The organism is Dolomitihabitans soli, from assembly GCF_022213955.1.
GTDB lineage: Bacteria > Actinomycetota > Actinomycetes > Streptosporangiales > Streptosporangiaceae > Streptosporangium_A > Streptosporangium_A soli.
This window is the reverse complement of record NZ_JAKNTW010000033.1, coordinates 95,598-113,849: the sequence shown is the minus strand read 5'-3', so window position 1 is coordinate 113,849 and position 18,252 is coordinate 95,598. Positions and strand designations below refer to the sequence as shown.

The 18,252-nt window shown below is 73.3% G+C and carries 13 protein-coding genes; 7 read left to right on the top strand and 6 right to left on the bottom strand.

From position 1 onward, the window contains the following. Positions 1-1,425 (top strand): acyl-CoA carboxylase subunit beta, encoded by a 1,425-nt coding sequence (locus MBA17_RS40675; protein WP_238503159.1) that lies wholly within the window; start codon positions 1-3, stop codon positions 1,423-1,425. Positions 1,426-1,545: 120 nt separating this feature from the next. Here MBA17_RS40675 and MBA17_RS40670 read toward each other — a convergent pair whose 3' ends face one another. Then, positions 1,546-2,040 carry a DUF3145 domain-containing protein gene (locus MBA17_RS40670; RefSeq protein ID WP_238503157.1) on the bottom strand — a complete coding sequence of 165 codons (495 nt, stop codon included), beginning with the start codon at positions 2,038-2,040 and terminating at the stop codon, positions 1,546-1,548. Positions 2,041-2,240: 200 nt separating this feature from the next. On the opposite strand from MBA17_RS40670, the gene MBA17_RS40665 reads away from it, so the two are divergent. The 4 genes from MBA17_RS40665 to MBA17_RS50765 are packed head-to-tail and all read left to right on the top strand — an operon-like array spanning position 2,241 to position 7,197. Next, a complete protein-coding gene (locus MBA17_RS40665) occupies positions 2,241-3,308 on the top strand; it encodes a S8 family peptidase (RefSeq protein WP_238503154.1) in 1,068 nt (355 codons plus the stop codon). A 57-nt stretch (positions 3,309-3,365) separates the two neighbouring features. Next, complete coding sequence (locus MBA17_RS40660; RefSeq protein ID WP_238503152.1) at positions 3,366-4,007, top strand: RNA polymerase sigma factor; 642 nt, start codon at positions 3,366-3,368, stop codon at positions 4,005-4,007. Next, entirely contained in the window at positions 4,004-4,450 is a 447-nt protein-coding gene (locus MBA17_RS40655) for a hypothetical protein (RefSeq protein WP_238503150.1), read from the top strand. Before MBA17_RS40660 ends, MBA17_RS40655 begins: the two co-directional genes overlap by 4 nt. A gap of 8 nt (positions 4,451-4,458) precedes the next feature. Next, complete coding sequence (locus MBA17_RS50765) at positions 4,459-7,197, top strand: CHAT domain-containing protein (protein WP_238503148.1); 2,739 nt, start codon at positions 4,459-4,461, stop codon at positions 7,195-7,197. On the opposite strand, the gene MBA17_RS40645 is transcribed toward MBA17_RS50765, so the two are convergent. The 3 genes from MBA17_RS40645 to MBA17_RS40635 are packed head-to-tail and all read right to left on the bottom strand — an operon-like array spanning position 7,137 to position 11,249. Further along, positions 7,137-7,970 (bottom strand): sulfurtransferase, encoded by an 834-nt coding sequence (locus tag MBA17_RS40645; protein WP_238503146.1) that lies wholly within the window; start codon positions 7,968-7,970, stop codon positions 7,137-7,139. The genes MBA17_RS50765 and MBA17_RS40645 overlap by 61 nt on opposite strands. Next, on the bottom strand, positions 7,967-8,557 hold the full coding sequence (locus MBA17_RS40640) for a DUF5998 family protein (protein WP_238503143.1): 591 nt from the start codon (positions 8,555-8,557) through the stop codon (positions 7,967-7,969). Before MBA17_RS40640 ends, MBA17_RS40645 begins: the two co-directional genes overlap by 4 nt. A 55-nt stretch (positions 8,558-8,612) precedes the next feature. Then, positions 8,613-11,249: a bifunctional acetate--CoA ligase family protein/GNAT family N-acetyltransferase gene (locus tag MBA17_RS40635; protein ID WP_238503140.1), complete on the bottom strand. Its 2,637-nt coding sequence runs from the start codon at positions 11,247-11,249 to the stop codon at positions 8,613-8,615. Positions 11,250-11,447: 198 nt separating this feature from the next. On the opposite strand from MBA17_RS40635, the gene MBA17_RS40630 reads away from it, so the two are divergent. Further along, entirely contained in the window at positions 11,448-12,341 is an 894-nt protein-coding gene (locus MBA17_RS40630; protein WP_238503138.1) for a carbohydrate kinase family protein, read from the top strand. Between the two features lie 150 nt (positions 12,342-12,491). Here the strand turns inward: MBA17_RS40630 and MBA17_RS40625 are convergent, their stop codons facing one another. Together MBA17_RS40625 and MBA17_RS40620 are read right to left on the bottom strand one after the other, a co-directional pair. Continuing rightward, positions 12,492-14,579 carry a RecQ family ATP-dependent DNA helicase gene (locus MBA17_RS40625; RefSeq protein ID WP_238503135.1) on the bottom strand — a complete coding sequence of 696 codons (2,088 nt, stop codon included), beginning with the start codon at positions 14,577-14,579 and terminating at the stop codon, positions 12,492-12,494. A gap of 25 nt (positions 14,580-14,604) precedes the next feature. Continuing rightward, positions 14,605-15,429, bottom strand: coding sequence for a TauD/TfdA dioxygenase family protein (locus MBA17_RS40620; protein WP_238503134.1), 825 nt, complete (start codon positions 15,427-15,429; stop codon positions 14,605-14,607). A 279-nt stretch (positions 15,430-15,708) separates the two neighbouring features. On the opposite strand from MBA17_RS40620, the gene MBA17_RS40615 reads away from it, so the two are divergent. Beyond that, positions 15,709-18,195: a DNA gyrase/topoisomerase IV subunit A gene (locus MBA17_RS40615; RefSeq protein WP_238503131.1), complete on the top strand. Its 2,487-nt coding sequence runs from the start codon at positions 15,709-15,711 to the stop codon at positions 18,193-18,195. Positions 18,196-18,252: the final 57 nt, after the last annotated feature.

Below are 18,252 nucleotides of genomic sequence, written 5' to 3'. Positions count from 1 at the left end.
ATGACGGTGCTCGACAACGGGGTGGTGACTCCGGCCTCCGATCAGGAGGCCGGCGATCCCCGTGACCCTCAGGTACGGCTGGCCGCGCTGCTCGACGAGGGTTCTCTCCGGTTGATCACCCCTGAGGACAAGAGCGGAGTCCTGGCCGCGTTGGGCCGCGTCGAGGGCGTCCCGGTGGTGGCCTTCTGCAGCGACGCCAGGGTTCAGGGCGGCGCGATGGGCGGCGAGGGGTGCGAGCACATCGTGCACGCCTACGACGTCGCGGTCCGCGAGCGGGTACCCGTCATCGGCGTGTGGCACTCGGGTGGCGCCCGGCTGGCGGAGGGCGTGGAGTCCCTGCACGCCGTCGGGCGTGTCTTCACCGCGATGACCAAGGCGTCGGGCGTCGTCCCGCAGATCTCGGTGGTCCTGGGCGCCGCCGCGGGCGGTGCGGCCTACGGCCCCGCCCTCACCGACATCGTCATCCTCGCCGACCAGGGCCGCATCTTCGTGACCGGTCCCGACGTCGTGCGCAGCGTCACCGGCGAGCAGATCGACTCGGCCGCCCTCGGCGGTCCCGAGCCGCACAGCAGGCGCAGCGGCGTGGCACACGTCGTCACCAAGTCGGAGACCGACGCGCTGCTCCAGGCCAGGCGGCTCGCCGTACTGCTGGGCCACCAGGGCAGGGTGCGGATGCCCGAGGTGCACGAGGTCGACTTCGGCGACCTGCTTCCCGAGTCGCCCCGCCGCGCCTACGACGTCAAGCCGCTGGTCAAGGGCCTGCTCGACGAGCCGGGCGTGGAGCTCCACCCCAAGTGGGCGCCGAACATCGTCACCACCCTCGGCCGGCTCGGCGGCCGGACCGTCGGCGTGGTCGCCAACAACCCGATGCGCCTGGGCGGTTGCCTCGACGCCACCTCGGCCGAGAAGGCCGCCCGCTTCGTCCGGATGTGCGACGCCCTCGGCGTGCCGCTGGTGGTCCTCGTGGACGTCCCCGGCTACCTCCCCGGTGTCGGCCAGGAGCACGACGGCGTCGTACGGCGCGGCGCGAAGCTGCTGCACGCCTTCGCCGAGGCATCGGTCCCCCGCGTCACCCTCGTCACCCGCAAGGCGTACGGCGGCGCCTACATCGCGATGAACTCCCGCTCCCTCGGCGCCACCAAGGTCTTCGCCTGGCCGACCGCGCAGGTCGCCGTCATGGGCGCCGTCGCCGCGGTGCGCGTCCTCAAGCGGCGTGAGCTGGCCGCCGCGCCGGAGGAGGAGCGCCCCGCCCTGGAGGCGCGGTTCGCCGAGGAGCACGAGAAGCTCGCGGGCGGCCTCGACCGCGCGGTCGACCTCGGGGTGGTCGACGAGGTCATCTCCCCGGAGACGACGAGGGGCGCCCTCGCCAAGGTGCTCGCACAGGCCACCCCGGCCAGGGGCGCGCACGGCAACATCCCGCTCTGAAGCTTCCCGCCGCAGGCACAGCGAAGGCCCCCGCACGGATATCCTCCCGCGCGGGGGCCTTCGTCGTACCTGCGGCGGTTGTGCGGCTTCCCCGACCGCACACACGCGTGACAGGCAGTCTTACACGGCGGCGTGGAGCCAGCGGACGGGCGCGCCGTCGCCCGCGTAACGGAACGGCTCCAGTTCCTCATCCCACGACCGCCCGAGAAGCTTGTCAAGCTCGTCTTCCAGAACGAGCCGTCCCTGGCCGGCCATCAGCATCGCCGCGCGCAGCCGGTCCTCGGGCACGAGGATGTCGCCGTTCGCCCCGATGATCGCGGTGAACGCGCCGAGCGTGGGCGTGTAGGCGTGCCGGGACCCGTCGACGCCCGGTGAGGCGTCCTCGGTGATCTCGAAGCGGATTCGCTGCCACCCCATGAGTGAGGAGGTGACCGCGGCGGCGATCCCCGGCCGGCCATCCCATTCAGCCTGCGCGCGCACAGTGTTGGGCGCGGCGGGCTGGGGCGTCCACGTCAGGTCGACGGGCACGCCAAGGACAGCCGCGACCGCCCATTCGATGTGCGGGCACAGCGCAGGCTGAGCCGAGTGGACGTAAAGCACGCCACGAGCAGACACCGGACCTCCCGTTTCGGTACGAGGTGCGCCTTCCCCAACGGCCTCGTACTGGGATGATCACAAGTGACTGTAGGAGAGACTACCGTCGGTCGTGACTCGACACCAGTGGCGGGTCATACCGAGATGTTGCGCCGGTGACACTTGACACAGTTCAGCAGGCAAGGGGATACACTCCGCGATCGACCCAACACTCTCCGGAGGTGCGTGTGGACCGTGAGATCACGGTGGCGGGCGGGGACGACGCCCCGGCGCTGATCCGCCCAGGCCAGCTCCTGACGGACGGGGCGGGGGCCGCAGCGGCGGAGCGGTGGAGCGAGGCGGTCTCCGAGTTCGGCGGCATCTGCCGGCTCCGGCTCTCCCCCGGCGTCGACCCCTGCGAGATCGCGTCCGACCTCCGCGACCTGGGTCACACCGCCTCGCCCAACCACGTGCTCGCCGGCCAGCCGCTGTTCTTCGGCGGACCTGCCTCCCGCCCCTTCCCCACCGGCCCGATCACCCTCGCCCCCGCCGGCGCCGGACGGCTCGGCCGGGGCGCGACGGTCGCCCTGCTCGACACCGGGCTCGACGCGCACCCGTGGTGGGCGGAGAGCGCCTGGTTCACCGATCAGCGGGGCGACATCGGGGAGCGCACCGACGCCGACCGCGACGACCGCCTCGACGCGCAGGCCGGGCACGGCACGTTCATCGCCGGCCTCCTGGTCCGCCGGGCCCACGGCGTACGGCTCCGCGTCATGCGGGTCCTCGACAGCCACGGCGTCGGCGACGAGGCCGGGCTGCTGCGCGCGCTCGCCCGGCTCCACGACCGGCCACCCCACCTGATCAACCTCTCCCTCGGCGGGCACACCGTGCAGGACCTGCCGCCGCTCCTCGTGGCCGGGGCGCTCGCCCGGATGCCGGGCACGGTGGTGGTCGCCGCCGCGGGCAACAGCGCCTCGCCGCGCCCCCTGTGGCCCGCCGCGCTCCCCCAGGTGATCGCCGTCGGCGCCCTCGACCCGACCGAGACCTTCCGGGCCCCGTTCTCCGCCTACGGCCCCTGGGTTGACGCCTGCGCCAGGGGCGAGTGGCTGGCCAGCACCTTCCTCACCACCGGCCCGTTCGACGGCTACGCGCGCTGGAGCGGCACCTCCTTCGCCGCCGCGCTGGTCACCGGCGCCATCGCCGACGCGGCCAGGGACATGCCGCCCAGTCAGGCCGCCGCGCACGTCCTCGACCCACTGCGTTCCCGGGAGATTCCGGATCTGGGCGTCGTGGTGCCCGCAGATCGCTAGAGTCTCACTCGGAGTCCCGCGACGACTACGCACAGTCGCGAGACCTTGGAGGCTGTAGTGAGCGCACCTGACCCATGGCCGCCGCATCGGGACATCCTCACCGATCCCGACGCGCCGGCCCTACCGCCGGCGACCCCGTCCGAGCCTTCCACCGCCCCCGCGGTGCTGGTCAGGGAGGCCGCCGACGGCGACCACAGCGCCTGGTGCCTGCTCGTGGAGAGGTTCGGGCCCGCGATGTGGGCGACCGCCCGGTCCTACGGGCTGAGCGGCGCCGACGCCGACGACGCGGTCCAGGCGGCATGGCTCCGCCTGGTCGAGAGCCTGCACGCCATCCGCGACCCGCGCGGGATCGGCGGCTGGCTGGTCACCACCACCCGCAGGGAGACCCTCCGGCTGGCCCGCGAGCGGCGCGACGTCCAGCCCTCCCACGAGCCCGCCGACCTGATACCCGATCCGGCCTGCGAGGACGCCGCTACGGCCGTGCTCGACGCCGACCGCGGCAACCGGCTCTGGCTGGCCGTCGAGTCCATGGAGGAGCCGTGCCGCACCCTGTTACGGCTCATCGCGACGGCCCCCGAGTCGGGCACGCACCAGCTCGCCGTACGGCTCGGCATGCCCAGAGGCAGTGTCGGGCCCACCCGTGGCCGGTGCCTGCGACGGCTTCGCACCCTTGTCTCAGCAGAGGAAACGTTGCATTGATCGACGACGAGTCCACGATCGCCGCCCTCCGCCTCGCCGCGGGCCGCGATCCGGTGCCCGCCCACGTGGTCATCTCCGCCCGGCGCGCGCACGCGTTGCGGGCCCCCGGCGCGGTGGTCGCCGAGCGGGTCGGCGCCGCCGCGCCCGGCGGGGTACGGCTCGGCTGCGGGCCCCGACTGCTCCGCTTCGCCGCCGCGGGTCTCGCCGTGGACGTGGAGATCGTCACCTCCGACGGCCTGGTCGACCTGGCGGGCCAGGTGACCCCCAATCCGGGCGCCGGCAGCCGGGTCGAGATCCGCACCCTGCACGTCAACCAGACCCGGGAGCTGTCGGAGTCGGGCCAGTTCGCCGCGGCGGGGCTGCCGCCCGGATGGTTCAGCATCGTCTGTCACCGTTCCGCCGGTCCGCCGATCGCCACCAGCTGGGCCCGCATCCGCGCCTGATCTCCACCGTGATCCCCTCTTCCCCCACCCCGCGCCCCGGAGACGACGTGCCCCCCACCGCCGACCCCGTAGACGACGTGCCCGCCATCACCGGCGACCGCGATGCTCACGCCGTCGGCGGCTGGCGGGTCGATCCGGTGGCCATGGCGGAGTACGCCGTGCTGTTGTGCGGGGTGGACCCCGCGCGTGCCTGGGAACGGGCGCGGCAGGCGCTGGAGATGGCCGCGACGGCCGGGTGCCTGGAGGCCGAGGTGGTGGCACGCCGGGCCCTCGGGCTGGCCGCCAGGGAACTGGGCGACCTCGCGCTGGCCGAGGAGGAGCTGCGGCGGTCCGCGGCCGAGGCCCGCCGGCTGCCCAGGCGGGCGGCGCAGGCCAGGCTGTCGCTGGTGACCGTGCGGACCGAGCTGGGCCACCCGGTCGAGGCGCTGCGGATCGCCGACACCGCCGAGCCGTACCTCTGCTCGGTCGAGCGGGCCAAGCTGTGCTCCCAGCGGGCCGTCGCGCTCATGCGGCTGGGGCGCAACGACGAGGCCGTGCTCAACTGCGACCACGCGGTCCGGGTCCTGACCGCGATCACGGCCGAGCCCGACTCGCCGCCGCTGCCCCTGACGTACGTGCCCGCGCAGCCGGGGCCGGATCCGCGGCGCGAGTGGCACGAGGATCTGAGCCGGGCGGACGACCTGCGGTTCCTGGCCGGGGCGCTGCTCAACCGCGGGCTCGCGGCCGCCTACCTGGCCGACTTCGAGCGCGCGGAGGCCGATCTGGTGGCGTGCGTGGAGCTGGCGTCTGAGGCGGGGCTCGGCCACGTGGCGGCCCTGGCCAAGGCCAACATGCCGTTCGTCGCCGCGAAGCGGGGCGACATCCCGGCGGCCTTCGCGAGATACCGCGAGGCCGAGGAGGCGCTGTTCGGCTACCCGGAGCGGCTGGCCACGATGCGCTGCGACCTGGCCGACGCGCTCGTGGTCGCCTACCTGCCCGGAGAGGCCAGGGCGCTGCTCGACCTCGCGGTGCCCGAGCTTGAGGCGGCGGGGGCGCGGGGCGCGCTGGCCGAGGCCCGCCTGCTGCTCGCCCAGCTCGAACTCCAGGCGGGCGCCCCGTACCAGGCGGCGGCCGCCGCGGAACTGGCCCGCGCCGACCTGACGGCCCAGGGCCGTGACGCCTGGATCCCGCTCGCCACCGAGGCGACCCTGCGCGCCCGGCTGGCCACCTCGCCGCCCTCCACCGGCCTGCTCACCGACCTGATCGACTGCGCGGAGGCGCTGTCCGCCGGCTCCTGGGGCACGGCCGCCGGGGCACTGCGGCTGTCCGCGGCCGAGCTGGCCATCCAGCTGGGCCTGACCGACACCGCCGAGGGGCAGCTGCGTCTTCTCACCGCCGACCGCCGCGGTCAGTCCCGGCACCCGGACGGCGGGCCCATCGAGCAGCACGCCGTGGCCCTGTCGTGCACGCTGCGCGGTGATCTGGGCGGCGCGTTCGAGGCGGTGGGCAGAGGGCTGGCCGAGGTGGGTGCGAGCAGCGTGGCGCTGACCGACCCGGTCACCCGGGCCCACGCGGTGAAGGCCGGCGAACGGCTCGCCGCCCTGGGCGTGTCGCTGGCCCTCCAGACCGGGCAGGGCCGTACGACCCTGGCGTGCGCCGAGCGGTGGCGCGCGGTGGCGGCGTCCGGTTTTCCCCGCGCCCCCGACCCCGGCATCGTGCAGGACACGCTCGGCGAGGCCGACCTGGTCGAATACGTACGGCACGGCGACGACCTGGCCGCCGTCGTGGTGACCGCCCACGAGATCACCCTGCACCATCTCGGCCCGGCCAGAACGGTCGCCGAGGCGGCGGTCCGCCTGCGCTACAGCATGCGCCGCGCCAGCCTCCGCGACACGCCTCCGCACGCGAGCCCTCCCGTGCCGGGGCAGCCGACCGGCAGCGGGACGGGCGTGCTGCCGGAGGTGGCCGAGGCGGTCAGGCAGGAGGCGGCCGTCGTCGACTCCCTGCTGGTCGCGCCGCTACGGCACGCGTTCGGGCCCGGGCCGCTGGTGATCGTTCCCGCCGGGTCGCTGCACACGATGCCCTGGCAGGCGCTGCCCTCGCTGGCGAAGCGGCCGGTGTCGGTCGCCGCCAGCGCCGCCGCCTGGCTCTCCGCGACCCGCACCTCGCCGCGCGGGACGGCGCGCCCGCTGGCCGTCGCCGTGGTGGGCGGCCCGGGGCTGGCCCACGGCGCCCGGGAGACGGAGCTGGTGGCGCGGCGGTACGACGGCGCGCGGGCGGTGCCGGCCCGGGTGAGCGAGGTGCTCAGGGCGCTCGACGAGGTGGACATCGTGCACTTCGCCGCGCACGGCTCGTTCAACGCGCGCAGTCCGCTGATGTCCAGCATCATGCTCGACGACGGCCCGCTGATGGCCTACGACCTGCTCACCCTGCGCACGCCCCCGCGCCTCGTGGTCCTGTCGGCGTGCGACTCCGGCATGGCCCACGCACCCGCAGACGGCGCGCCCCTGGGGCTCGCGGGCACCTTCCTGACCAAGGGGACGGCCTGTGTGATCGCCGGGATGATCCCGGTGCGCGATGAGGAGGCTCCGGTGCTCATGACGGAGTTCCACGACCTGATCGCCGGAGGGCACACCCCGGCCGCCGCCCTCGCGGTGGCGACCGCGAGGACCGGTGTGGCCGGGTTCGGCTGCTTCGGGGCCGGTGATCAGCCGGTGGCGACGGGCCTGTCGGGCGAAGCGACCCAGTGCGACCAGGATCCGACGTAGAGCGCGGCGGGGATGCCCGCGAGCTCCAGCGCCAGCACCTCGTGGGCGGCCGTCACGCCTGACCCGCAGTAGGCGCCGACCTGCGTCTCCGGGCCCGCCCCGAGCGCGTCGAAGCGTGCCCGCAGCCTGCCCGGGTCGAGGAATCGGCCGTCGGCGGCGACGTTCTCCCCCGTGGGGGCGTTCACCGCGCCGGGAATGTGTCCCGCCACCGGGTCCACCGGCTCGACCTCTCCCCGGTATCGAGCCGCCACCCGCGCGTCGAGCAGCACGCCCTTGCCCGCCGGTGCGCCCGCCAGTGCTCCGGCCTCCTCCGCCGAGAGCACCGCCATCCCCCCGGCGCGCGCCACGAAGTCGCCCTCGGGGACGGTCTCCGGATCGCCCGCCGTCACGGGCAGACCGGCGGCCAGCCAGGCGCGGTAACCGCCGTCGAGGACCCGGACGTCGGGGTGCCCGAAGTAGCGCAGGGTCCACCAGGCACGGGCGGCGGCCGTGGCGTCGGCGTCGTCGTAGACGATCACCGGCCGCCCGCCGCGCACGCCCAGCCGGCGCATCGCGGCCTGGAAGTGGTCGGCCGGGGGCAGCGGGTGCCGCCCCTCCGTGCCCGGCGGACCGGCGAGATCGGCGTCGAGGTCGCAGAAGACGGCGCCGGGCACGTGTCCCTCCCGGTAGGACTCGGCACCGGGCGGCCCGGCCAGCCGCCACCGCACGTCGAGCACGGTCGCCCCGTCACCGGTGAGCCGGGCCACCTCGCCCGGGCTGAGGAGGACGCTCACGAGGCGGAGCGGGCAGTGGCCTCGGAGAGGGCCTTGGCGAAGGTGAGGACGTGGGCGACGGCCTCCGCGCCGTCCGCGGCGTCGCTCACGCGCAGCGAGAGGTCGTCGGCGGTGACGGCCCCGGTGTAGCCGTGGTCGGCCTCGCAGTTCTCGTCGCCGCAGGTGGCGGGCTCCAGGTCGACGTGGGAGATCGCGCCCCAGCCGATGGTGAGCGTGGCCTCCGTCGGCGGCACGCCGGGCGCGTAGGAGGCGGGGTCGGGGACGACCCGGGTGACGGCCACCGACTGGATGCGGCTGAGTCGGACCGCCTCGGTGGTGGTTGACGCGTGGGCCACGGTGACGCCCTCGGCCGGCGGATGCTCGTCGGTGTGGCACACCAGCAGCCGGGTGGGCGAGAGCACGAGCACCGTGACGTGCCTGCGGACCTCCATTGCCGGATCGAAGGTCGCCTCGTGGTGCACCACGTAGGCGGTCACCGCTTCCTTGCCCAACGCGGAGTCGACCGCATCGGCGACAAGGTCGGGGTAGTAGCCGCTGCGATCGATGGCCTCACGCAGGCCGGCGGCCGAGACTCGGGTTTCCCTCATGGGTCCATCCTGCCCTGTTCCGGACCACGCTTTCACCCCACGCGCGGACTGCCGTCTAACCCAGCCGCCGCGGCCCCCCGTCAGGCCGCGGGCCCGCATGGCTCCGGAGTACGGCGCGGGCCCCCAGGACGATGACTCCCGACTCCCCCGCCAGGACCGGGTCGAGGTCGAGCCGGCACACCTCGGGTATCTCGTCGACGACCCGGCCGGCCAGCATCAGCAACTCCTCCAGCGCCTCGACGGCGACCGGCGGATAGCCGTACTCCCCGAGCAGCAGGGGCGCGGCCCTGACCGACCGCACCAGCGCGGCGGCGTCGCTCCGGGACAGCGGGGCCAGGCGGTAGCCCTGGTCGCCCAGCAGCCTGGCGGTCACCTCGCCGAGCCCGAAGGAGACCACGGGCCCGACCGCCGGATCCTCAACGACGCTGATCACGATGGGCACGGCGGGCTGGGGGGCCATCCGCTGCACCGCCAGCGCCGCGCCCGGCCCGAGTTGGCGGGCCAGGTCGTCGTAGGCCAGGCGCAGGGCGTCGGGCCCGGACAGGCCGAGCCGGATCGTGCCCGCCCGTTTGGCCGCGGCCGGGTCGGCGGCCTTCACCACCACCGGCCAGCCGAGCCGCTCGGCGGCCGTCACCGCCTCGGCCGGCGATCCCGCCTCCGGGGCGGGCCAGACGGTCACGCCGTACCCGGCCAGCAGTTCGGTGGCGTCGATCTCCAGTGGCCCGGTCTCCGCACCCAGCGTGAGCCGTACGCGCTCGCCGGCCTCGCGCGAGTCGCTGCCGCCCGGCTCCGGCGGGTCCTGCGCGGGGCGCTCGCGCCAGGCGGCGTACCGCACCGCGTGGGCGAGCGCGCGGACCGCCTCCTCGGGGGCGGCGTAGGAGGGGATGGAGCCGCGCGTGGGGACGTGGCCCGCGCCGGGGACGCTGAGCTCGGCGAGGATGCCGATCCGGCCCTCGAAGGTGGCGAGCACCGGCTTGGGCGAGCCCTCGACCGCACTCAGCAGGGCGGCGGCCACCTCGTTCGCCCTGCCGGGGATCGGCGGCATGTAGACGATCACGACCGCGTCCACCTCGCCGTCGGCGAGCCGCCCGGCGACGGCCACGCCGAACTCGCCCGCGCCGGCCTCGGGACCGAGGTTGACCGGCGGGCGGGGGTCGAGGCCCGCGCCGACGCAGGCGTCCACGGCCAGCAGGGCGAGCGCGTCGGAGTTGCTGACCACGGCGACCCTCGGCCCGGCGGGCAGCGGCTGGTAGGCGAGGAGCTGGGCCACGTCGAACTGCTGGATCAGGTCATCGACCCTGATCACCCCCGCCTGCTCGAACAGCGAGGACAGCGCGGTGTCGGGCAGGCCGAGCACGGGCGCGGCGTGGCCGACCGGCACCCCCTGGGTGCTGCCGCCGCTCTTGACCACCACGATCGGCTTGCGCCTCGCGATCCGCCTGGCCAGCCGGGCGAACTTGCGCGGGTTGCCGAACGACTCCAGGTAGAGCAGGACCACCTCCGTCGCGGGGTCCTCCTCCCAGAACTGCAGCAGGTCGTTGCCCGAGACGTCGGCCCGGTTGCCCGCGGAGACGAAGGAGGAGATGCCCATCCCGCGCTGGGCGACCCGTTGCAGCAGGGCCGTGCCGAGCGCCCCCGACTGGCTGAAGAACCCGACCCTGCCCCTGTCGGGGACGGTGGCCGCGAGGGTGGCGTTCAGCCGGACGGCGGGATCGGTGTTGGCGATCCCCAGGCAGTTGGGGCCGACGACGCGCAGGCCGTACGCCCTGGCTATGCGGACCAGTTCGTCCTGCCGGGCGCGCCCGTCGTCGCCGGTCTCACCGAACCCGGAGGAGACGACGACCAGGCCGCGCACCCCCTTCTCCGCGCACTCCTTGACGACGTCGATCACCCCCTCCGCCGGTACGGCCAGCACGGCGAGGTCCACCTCGCCGTCGATCGCGGTGACGCTCGGATAGGCGCGCACCCCGGCGACGGCCCGCACCTCGCGGTGGACGGGGTAGACGGGGCCGGTGAAGTCGGCGGCCAGCAGGTTGCGCAGCACGGTCTGGCCGACCCCGCCCGGCTCCCTGGACACGCCGATCACGGCGACGGAGCGGGGGGTCAGCAGCCGCTCTATGGAGCGCGCCTCGGCCTGGTGCTCGCGGACCCCAGTGACCTCCTGCGCGGTCTCCGTGGGGGTGAGGTCGAGGGTCATCCGCACGACGCCGTCGGCGAACCGGCTGTCCGCGGTGTAGCCGGCCTGCCGCAGGACGCCCATCATCCGCCGGTTGGCGGGCAGCACGTCGGCGACGAACCTGGCGATGCCCCGCTCGCGTGCCGTCGCGGCCAGATGTTCGAGCAACACGGAGGCGACGCCGCGGCCCTGGTGGGCGTCCTCGACGAGGAAGGCCACCTCGGCCTCTCCCGGCTCGATCCGGTCGTAACGGATCACCGCCACCATCTCGGTGCCGATGGTCGCGATCAGCGCGACCCGGTCGGTGTAGTCGACGTTGGTGAACCAGGAGATCTCGCGGTCGGTCAGGCGGGGCCGGGGGCCGAAGAACCTGAAGTAGATGGACTCCTCCGACAGCCGGGAGTAGAACGACCGGAGCACGCCGGCGTCCGCCGGGCGGATCGGCCGGACGTGCGCCGTTCCCCCGTCGGCCAAGACGACGTCCGCCTCCCAATGAGATGGGTACCGAGCATCCACGAGACCGCCTCCACTGTCACATCTCCAGTCCCGAGCGTAGACCGGGATCTCACATGACAAGACTCGACGACCCGGTTCAACAACGCTTGTGCATCGACTGGCGCCCGGTCTCCGCTCATCGGCCCACGCGCAGGCCAGAAACTGTTAGGTTTCTCGGCGTCAGGCGCGTGGAGGGCATTGCAGCAAGGCGGTGACATCATGACCAGGGTTGTCGTGGTGGGCGATCTCATGACCGATGCGGTCGCACGCGCCCGCTATCCGCTCGCCAGGGCAAGCGACACCCCGGCCATCGTCACGATGCATGGTGGCGGTTCCGGGGCCAACGTCGCCTCATGGCTGGCCGTCGAGGGCTCCGATGTGGCGTTCATCGGCCGCAGGGGCGCCGACATCACCGGCCGTAACCGTGACATGGAGCTGATGGGCTACGGCGTCGACGCCCGGCTCGTCATGGACCCCGAGCGGCCCACCGGCACCTGTGTGGTGCTCGTCACGCACAAGGGCGAGCGCACCATGCTCTCCGACCCGGGCGCCAACGCGGCCCTCTCGCCGGAGGATCTGCCGCGCGACCTGTTCACCTCGGGCACCCACCTGCACCTGTCGGGCTACACGCTGATCAACGAGGGTTCCCGCGAGGCCGGGCAGACGGCGCTGGAGTTCGCGCGCAGGGCGGGGATGTCCATCTCGATCGACTCCTCCTCCTCGGCGCCGCTGGAGCGCACCGGGGCCGAGTCGTTCCTGGAGTGGACCCACGGCGCGAAGCTGCTGTTCGCCAACGCCGACCAGGCCAAGGTGCTGACCGGCCGCGACGACCCGGCCGCCGCCGCCAAGGTGCTGACCGCCTGGTTCCCGCAGGTCGTCATCAAGATGAACACCGACGGCGCGCTGTGGTACACCAACAACCGCGCCGAGCCGGTCCGGGTGCCCGCGGAGTCGGTCGACCGGGTGGTCGACGGCACCGGCGCGGGCGACGCGTTCGCGGCCGGCTTCCTGTCTCCGTGGCTCACCGGCAAGCAACCCTCCGACGCCCTCGCCGCCGGTTGCTCACTGGCCGCCAAGGCCATCGCCCACCTCGGCGCCCGCCCCCGCCTCTGACCCGAGGCCCACGATCGACCACCCCGGCCGTGAGCGCACCACGCCGGGTTCCCGCGCGCCCTGAGCATCGCCTGCCACGAGGTGACGAGGACTCGGGTACGGCGCAGCCGTACCCGAGTCTCCCGGCCGAGACGCCCCGGCCGGGCCTGGTCAGGACACGGTCGCCAGGGCCAGCGGCAGCACGGCGGGGGCGCCGGCGTGGCGGACCAGGGCCGCGCCGAGGGTCATCGTCCAGCCGGTGTCGACCCGGTCGTCGACCAGCAGCACGGGGCCGCCGCATCGGGTGATCGCCGCGCCGACGTCGGTGGGCATGGCGAGCGTCCCCCTGACCGCCTGGACGCGCTTGGCGCTGTTGAACTGGCGGCCGGGCGAGCCCGCGCGGTAGCCCAGCTCCCCCAGGTAGGTCAGCTTGCCGACCTGGGCGAGCCGTTCGGCGAAGCCGCGGACCAGCAGCGGACGCGACGCCGACGGCACGTTGACCACGGCGACCGGGCGTGCCCGCCACTCCCAGGCGGCCAGCACCTGGATCATCGCCGCGAACATGTCGTCGGCGATCGGCCCGTCGCCGGCGTTGAACAGGTCGCGCAGCCGGTTGCCCCAGCCGATGTCGGTGAGCCGGCCGAGGGCGCGGCCGGGCTCGGCGGCCAGCTCCGGTTTGATCCGGCCCGACAGGTCCGCCAGGCCGGTCGGCCACTGCTTGCGGGGGTCCAACTCCACGCCCGGCCTGCGAAGCCGCTCACGGGCGCCCTCCACCGCCGCTGAGGCGATCTCCTGCGACCGGTGCGTGCCCGTGCAGTTGTCGCAGCGCCCGCAGGGCCGGGCCGCGTCGTCGTCGAGGCGGCGGCGGAGGTACTCCTCCCGGCACTCGGTGGTCGTCAGGTAGCCGAGCATGGCCTCCTGCTCGGCCCCCCGCTCGGCGGCGATCCGCGCGTAGCGCTCGGCGTCGTAGGTCCACGGCTCCCCGGTGGCCTCCCAGCCGCCCTTGACCCGGTGCACGGCGCCGTCGACGTCGAGGACCTTCAGCATCATCTCCAGGCGGCTGCGGCTGAGATCCACCCGGTTCTCCAGCGCGGGGGTCGACAGCACGCCGCCCTCGGCCAGCGCCTGCAGGGTCGCCTGGACGACGGGCTCCGGCGGAAAGGCCAGCGACGCGAAATACGCCCAGATGTCACGATCTTCCGTGCCCGGCAGCAGGATCACCTCGGCCCGGTCGACGCCGCGTCCCGCCCTGCCGACCTGCTGGTAGTAGGCGACGGGGGACTGCGGGGCGCCGACGTGGATGACGAAGCCGAGGTCGGGCTTGTCGAAGCCCATGCCGAGCGCGCTGGTCGCCACCAGTGCCTTGATCTTGTTCTGGAGCAGCGCCTCCTCGGCGGCGAGGCGCTCGGCCGGATCGGTCTGGCCGGAGTACGCGGCGACCTCGTGGCCCTGGTCACGCAGGTAGGCGGCGATCTCCTGGGTGGCGGCGACCGTCAGCGTGTAGACGATGCCGGAGCCGGGCAGGTCGTGCAGCGTCTGGGCGAGCCAGGCCAGCCGCTGTTCCGCGCTCGCCAGCCGTACGACGCTCAGGTGGAGGCTCTCGCGCTCCAGCGCGCCCCGCAGGACCAGGGTGTCCTCGCCCATCTGCTCGGCCACGTCGCGGGTCACCCGGGCGTTGGCGGTGGCGGTGGTGGCGAGCACCGGAACGCCGGGCGGCAACTCCTCGAAGAGCTTGCTGAGCCGGCGGTAGTCGGGACGGAAGTCGTGGCCCCAGTCGGAGATGCAGTGCGCCTCGTCCACGACGACGAGGCCCGCGCTCTCGGCCAGCTCCGGGAGCACGTTGTCGCGGAACTCGGGGTTGTTCAGGCGCTCGGGGCTGACCAGCAGCACGTCGATGAGGCCCTCGGCGACCTGGCCGTAGATCTCCTCCCAGGCCTCCGGGTTGGCGGAGTTGATGGTGACGGCCCGGATGCCCGCCCGCTCGGCGGCGGCGATCTGGTTGCGCATCAGCGCGAGCAGCGGGGAGACGATGACCGTGGGGCCCTCACCCAGCTCACGCAGCAGCGCGGTGGCCACGAAGTAGACGGCGGACTTGCCCCAGCCGGTGCGCTGCACCACGAGCACCCTGCTCCGCTGGACGACCAGGGACTCGATCGCGGTCCACTGGTCATCGCGTAGCCGGGCGTGGTCTCCCGCGAGCGCGCGCAGGCGTGCCTCGGCCTCGTCGCGGAGCGTGCTGTCCTCTGTGACCTCAACCATGAGGTCCTTGTTACCAGGTTTCGGCTCACACCTTGTCCCTGTGCTCGGGAAAGGCGTTGATCGTGACCCTGTGCATCCGCCTCCGCTCGGTGTAGTCGGCGACGGCGTAGTGCTGCGTGGCGCGGTTGTCCCAGAAGGCCAGGGTGCCGACCCGCCATCTGAGCCGCACCTGGTACTCGGGGTCGCGGACGCGGTCGATCAGCAGGGGCAGCAGGGCCTCGTTCTCCCTGTCGGCGAGCCCCGCCAGGCGGGTCGTCGAGGCCCGGTTGACGAACAGCGCCCGCCGCCCGGTCTCGGCGTGCACCCGGACGACCGGGCGCTCCAGGGGCGGCCACGCGGCCTGGACCTCCGCCAGGTCGAACGGATGACCCTTGGAGATGGCCTTCCGCATCGAGTTGGTGATGTCGTGCACGGCGGTCAGTTCGTCGCACAGGCGGCGCAGCGGCGCGGAGAGCGTCTCGTAGGCGAGGTAGGTGTTGGCCCACATGGTGTCGCCGCCGACATCGGGCAACTGGACGCAGCGCAGCAGCGAGCCCATCGGCGGGGTCGGTTCGAAGGTGTTGTCGCTGTGCCACTCGTCGCCGCCCTCGCCCTTGGGGGCGGTCTGGTCCAGGACGTGGATGGGGCTGCCGCCGTCCTTCTTGAAGGCGGGATGGTTCAGGGTGCCGAAGTTCAGCGCGAACCGCAGGTGCTGCTCGTCGTCGATGTGCTGGTCGCGGAAGAACAGCACGAGGTGGTCGAGGAGCCCCCGGCGGATGGTCGCGACCTCGTCGAGGGAAAGCGACCGGCGCAGGTCGACGCCGGTCACCTCGGCGCCGATGTGCCGGGTCACGGGGTAGAACTCGATCATCTCGCACGCCTTCCCTCGACGACGGCCCGATCCGACCGTAGCCAGCAAGCAACCGCTTGGTCAAGCAGGTCGCGACCCCGCGCCCCCTTTTCCCGTACGCCAAGGCGTCCGCGGTCGCGGCCCGAACCATGATTCGGCAGAATGTTCGAGGAGCGGTCATCCATACGGGCACCCGCGCGTGGGCCCATACTGGACGCGTCGCCCTACACCCACGATGAGAGCAGGAGGATGCGCCTCCCCTTCGGCAAGCAGGCCGAGGTGCCCGCGCAGGAAAATCAGATGCCCCGACGAACCACCAGCACACCCCCGCCTGAGGACTTCGAGGAGCGGATCGTCGATATCGACGTGTCCGCGGAGATGCGTACCAGCTTCCTCGAGTACGCCTACTCGGTCATCTACCAGCGCGCGCTCCCGGACGCCAGGGACGGCCTCAAGCCGGTGCAGCGCCGCATCCTCTATTCGATGAGCGAGATGGGCCTGCGCCCCGACCGCGGACACGTCAAGTCCTCACGGGTCGTCGGCGACGTCATGGGCAAGCTGCACCCCCACGGCGACACCGCGATCTACGACGCGCTGGTGCGGATGGCGCAGCCCTTCTCGATGCGCCTGCCCCTGATCGACGGACACGGGAACTTCGGCTCCCCCGACGACATGCCGGCCGCCATGCGTTACACCGAGGCCAGGCTGGCCGCCTCGGCGATGCTCATGGTCCAGTCGATCGACGAGGACACGGTCGACTTCAAGGCCAACTACGACGGCCAGGAGACCGAGCCCACGGTCCTGCCGTCGGCGTTCCCCAACCTGCTGGTCAACGGCACGTCCGGGATCGCCGTGGGGATGGCGACCAACATGGCGCCGCACAACCTCGTCGAGGTCGTCGCCGCCGCCCGGCACCTGATCAAGAAGCCGGACGCCACGCTCGACGACCTGATGCGGTTCGTGCCCGGCCCCGACATGCCCACCGGCGGCACGATCATCGGCCTGGAGGGCGTCCGGGACGCCTACGAGAAGGGGCGCGGCACCTTCCGGATGCGCGCCACCTGCACCATCGAGGCCGTCACGCCCCGCCGCAAGGGCATCGTCGTCACCGAACTGCCGTTCAACGTCGGTCCCGAGCGCGTCGTCACCAAGATCAAGGAGCTGGTGACGGCCAAGAAGCTCCAGGGCATCTCCGACCTGAAGGACCTCACCGACCGGCACAAGGGCCTGCGCCTGGTCATCGAGATCAAGAACGGCTTCCACCCCGAGGCCGTCCTCGACGAGCTGTACCGGCTCACCCCGATGGAGGAGACCTTCGGGATCAACAACGTGGCGCTGGTCGACGGCCAGCCGCGCACGCTGGGCCTGCGCCAGCTCCTCCAGGTCTACGTGGACCACCGCCTCGACGTCGTCCGCCGCCGCTCGTCCTATCGCCGCCGCAAGCGCGAGGAACGGCTGCACCTGGTCGACGGCCTCATCGTCGCACTGCTCAACATCGACGAGGTCATCCAGGTCATCCGCACCTCCGACGACTCCGCCCAGGCCCGGACGCGCCTGATGGAGGTCTTCGAGCTGTCGGAGATCCAGGCGAGTTACATCCTGGACACGCCGCTGCGCCGCCTCACCAGGTTCGACAAGCTGGAGCTCGACAACGAGCGCCAGACCCTCCAGGAGGAGATCGCCGAGCTGACCGCGATCCTCTCCTCCGACGACCGGCTGCGCAAGGTGGTCTCCGCCGAGCTCGCCGAGGTCGCCAAGACCTTCGGCACGCCCCGCCGTACGATCCTGCTGGAGTCCTCCGGCGTGTCCCGCTCGGCCAGCGTCCCGCTGGAGGTCCCCGACGACCCGTGCCGGGTCCTGCTCTCCTCCACGGGCCTGCTCGCCCGTACGGCTGACGCCTCGCCGCTGTCGGGCGAGGGCGAGCGGTCCAACCACGACGTGCTCGTCGCTGCGGTCGACTCCACGGTGCGGGGCGAGGTCGGGGCGGTCACCTCACACGGCCGGATGATCAGGGTCAACGTGGTCGATCTGCCCGCGCTGCCGCCCTCGGCCAGCCCGCCCTCGCTGTCGGGCGGCCATCCCATCAGCGAGTACGTCACGCTCAATCCCGGCGAGAGCGTCGTCGGGCTGGGCTCGCTCGCCACCGACGGTCCCGGGCTGGCGATCGGCACGGCGCAGGGCGTGGTCAAACGGGTCGTGCCCGAATATCCGGCGAACCGCGACGACTTCGAGGTCATCGGGTTGAAGGACGGCGACACGGTCGTCGGGGCGGTGGAGCTGGTCTCCGAGGACCACGATCTGGTGTTCATCACCACCAGCGCCCAGATGCTGCGTTTCACCGCCTCGATCGTGCGGCCCCAGGGGCGCCCGGCGGGCGGCATGGCCGGGATCCGGCTCGACGAGGGCGCCTCGGTGGTCTTCTTCGGCTCGGTCGACCCCGTCAAGGAGGCCAGGGTGGTCACGGTGGCGGGGTCCTCGACGGCACTGCCCGGCACCCAGACCGGCGGCGGCAAGGTCTCCGACTACGCGGAGTACCCGGCGAAGGGACGCGCCACCGGCGGGGTCCGGGTGCAGCGCTTCCTCAAGGGCGAGGACAGCCTGCTGCTCGCCTGGGCGGGCCACGCCCCCGCGCGCGCCGTCTCCGCGACCGGCAAGCCCGTGCCGCTCCCGGAGGAGCTCGGCCGCCGGGACGGCTCCGGCGTCCGGCTGACCAACACCGTGGGCGCGGTGGGCGGCGCGCTGGGCACCCACCTGCCGGCCGTACCCGTCGTCACCGAGACGCCGTGACCCAGGGCCGGCGCCCCGCGGGCGCCGGCCCCGCACCGTGCCGTCCCCAGCCGGTCC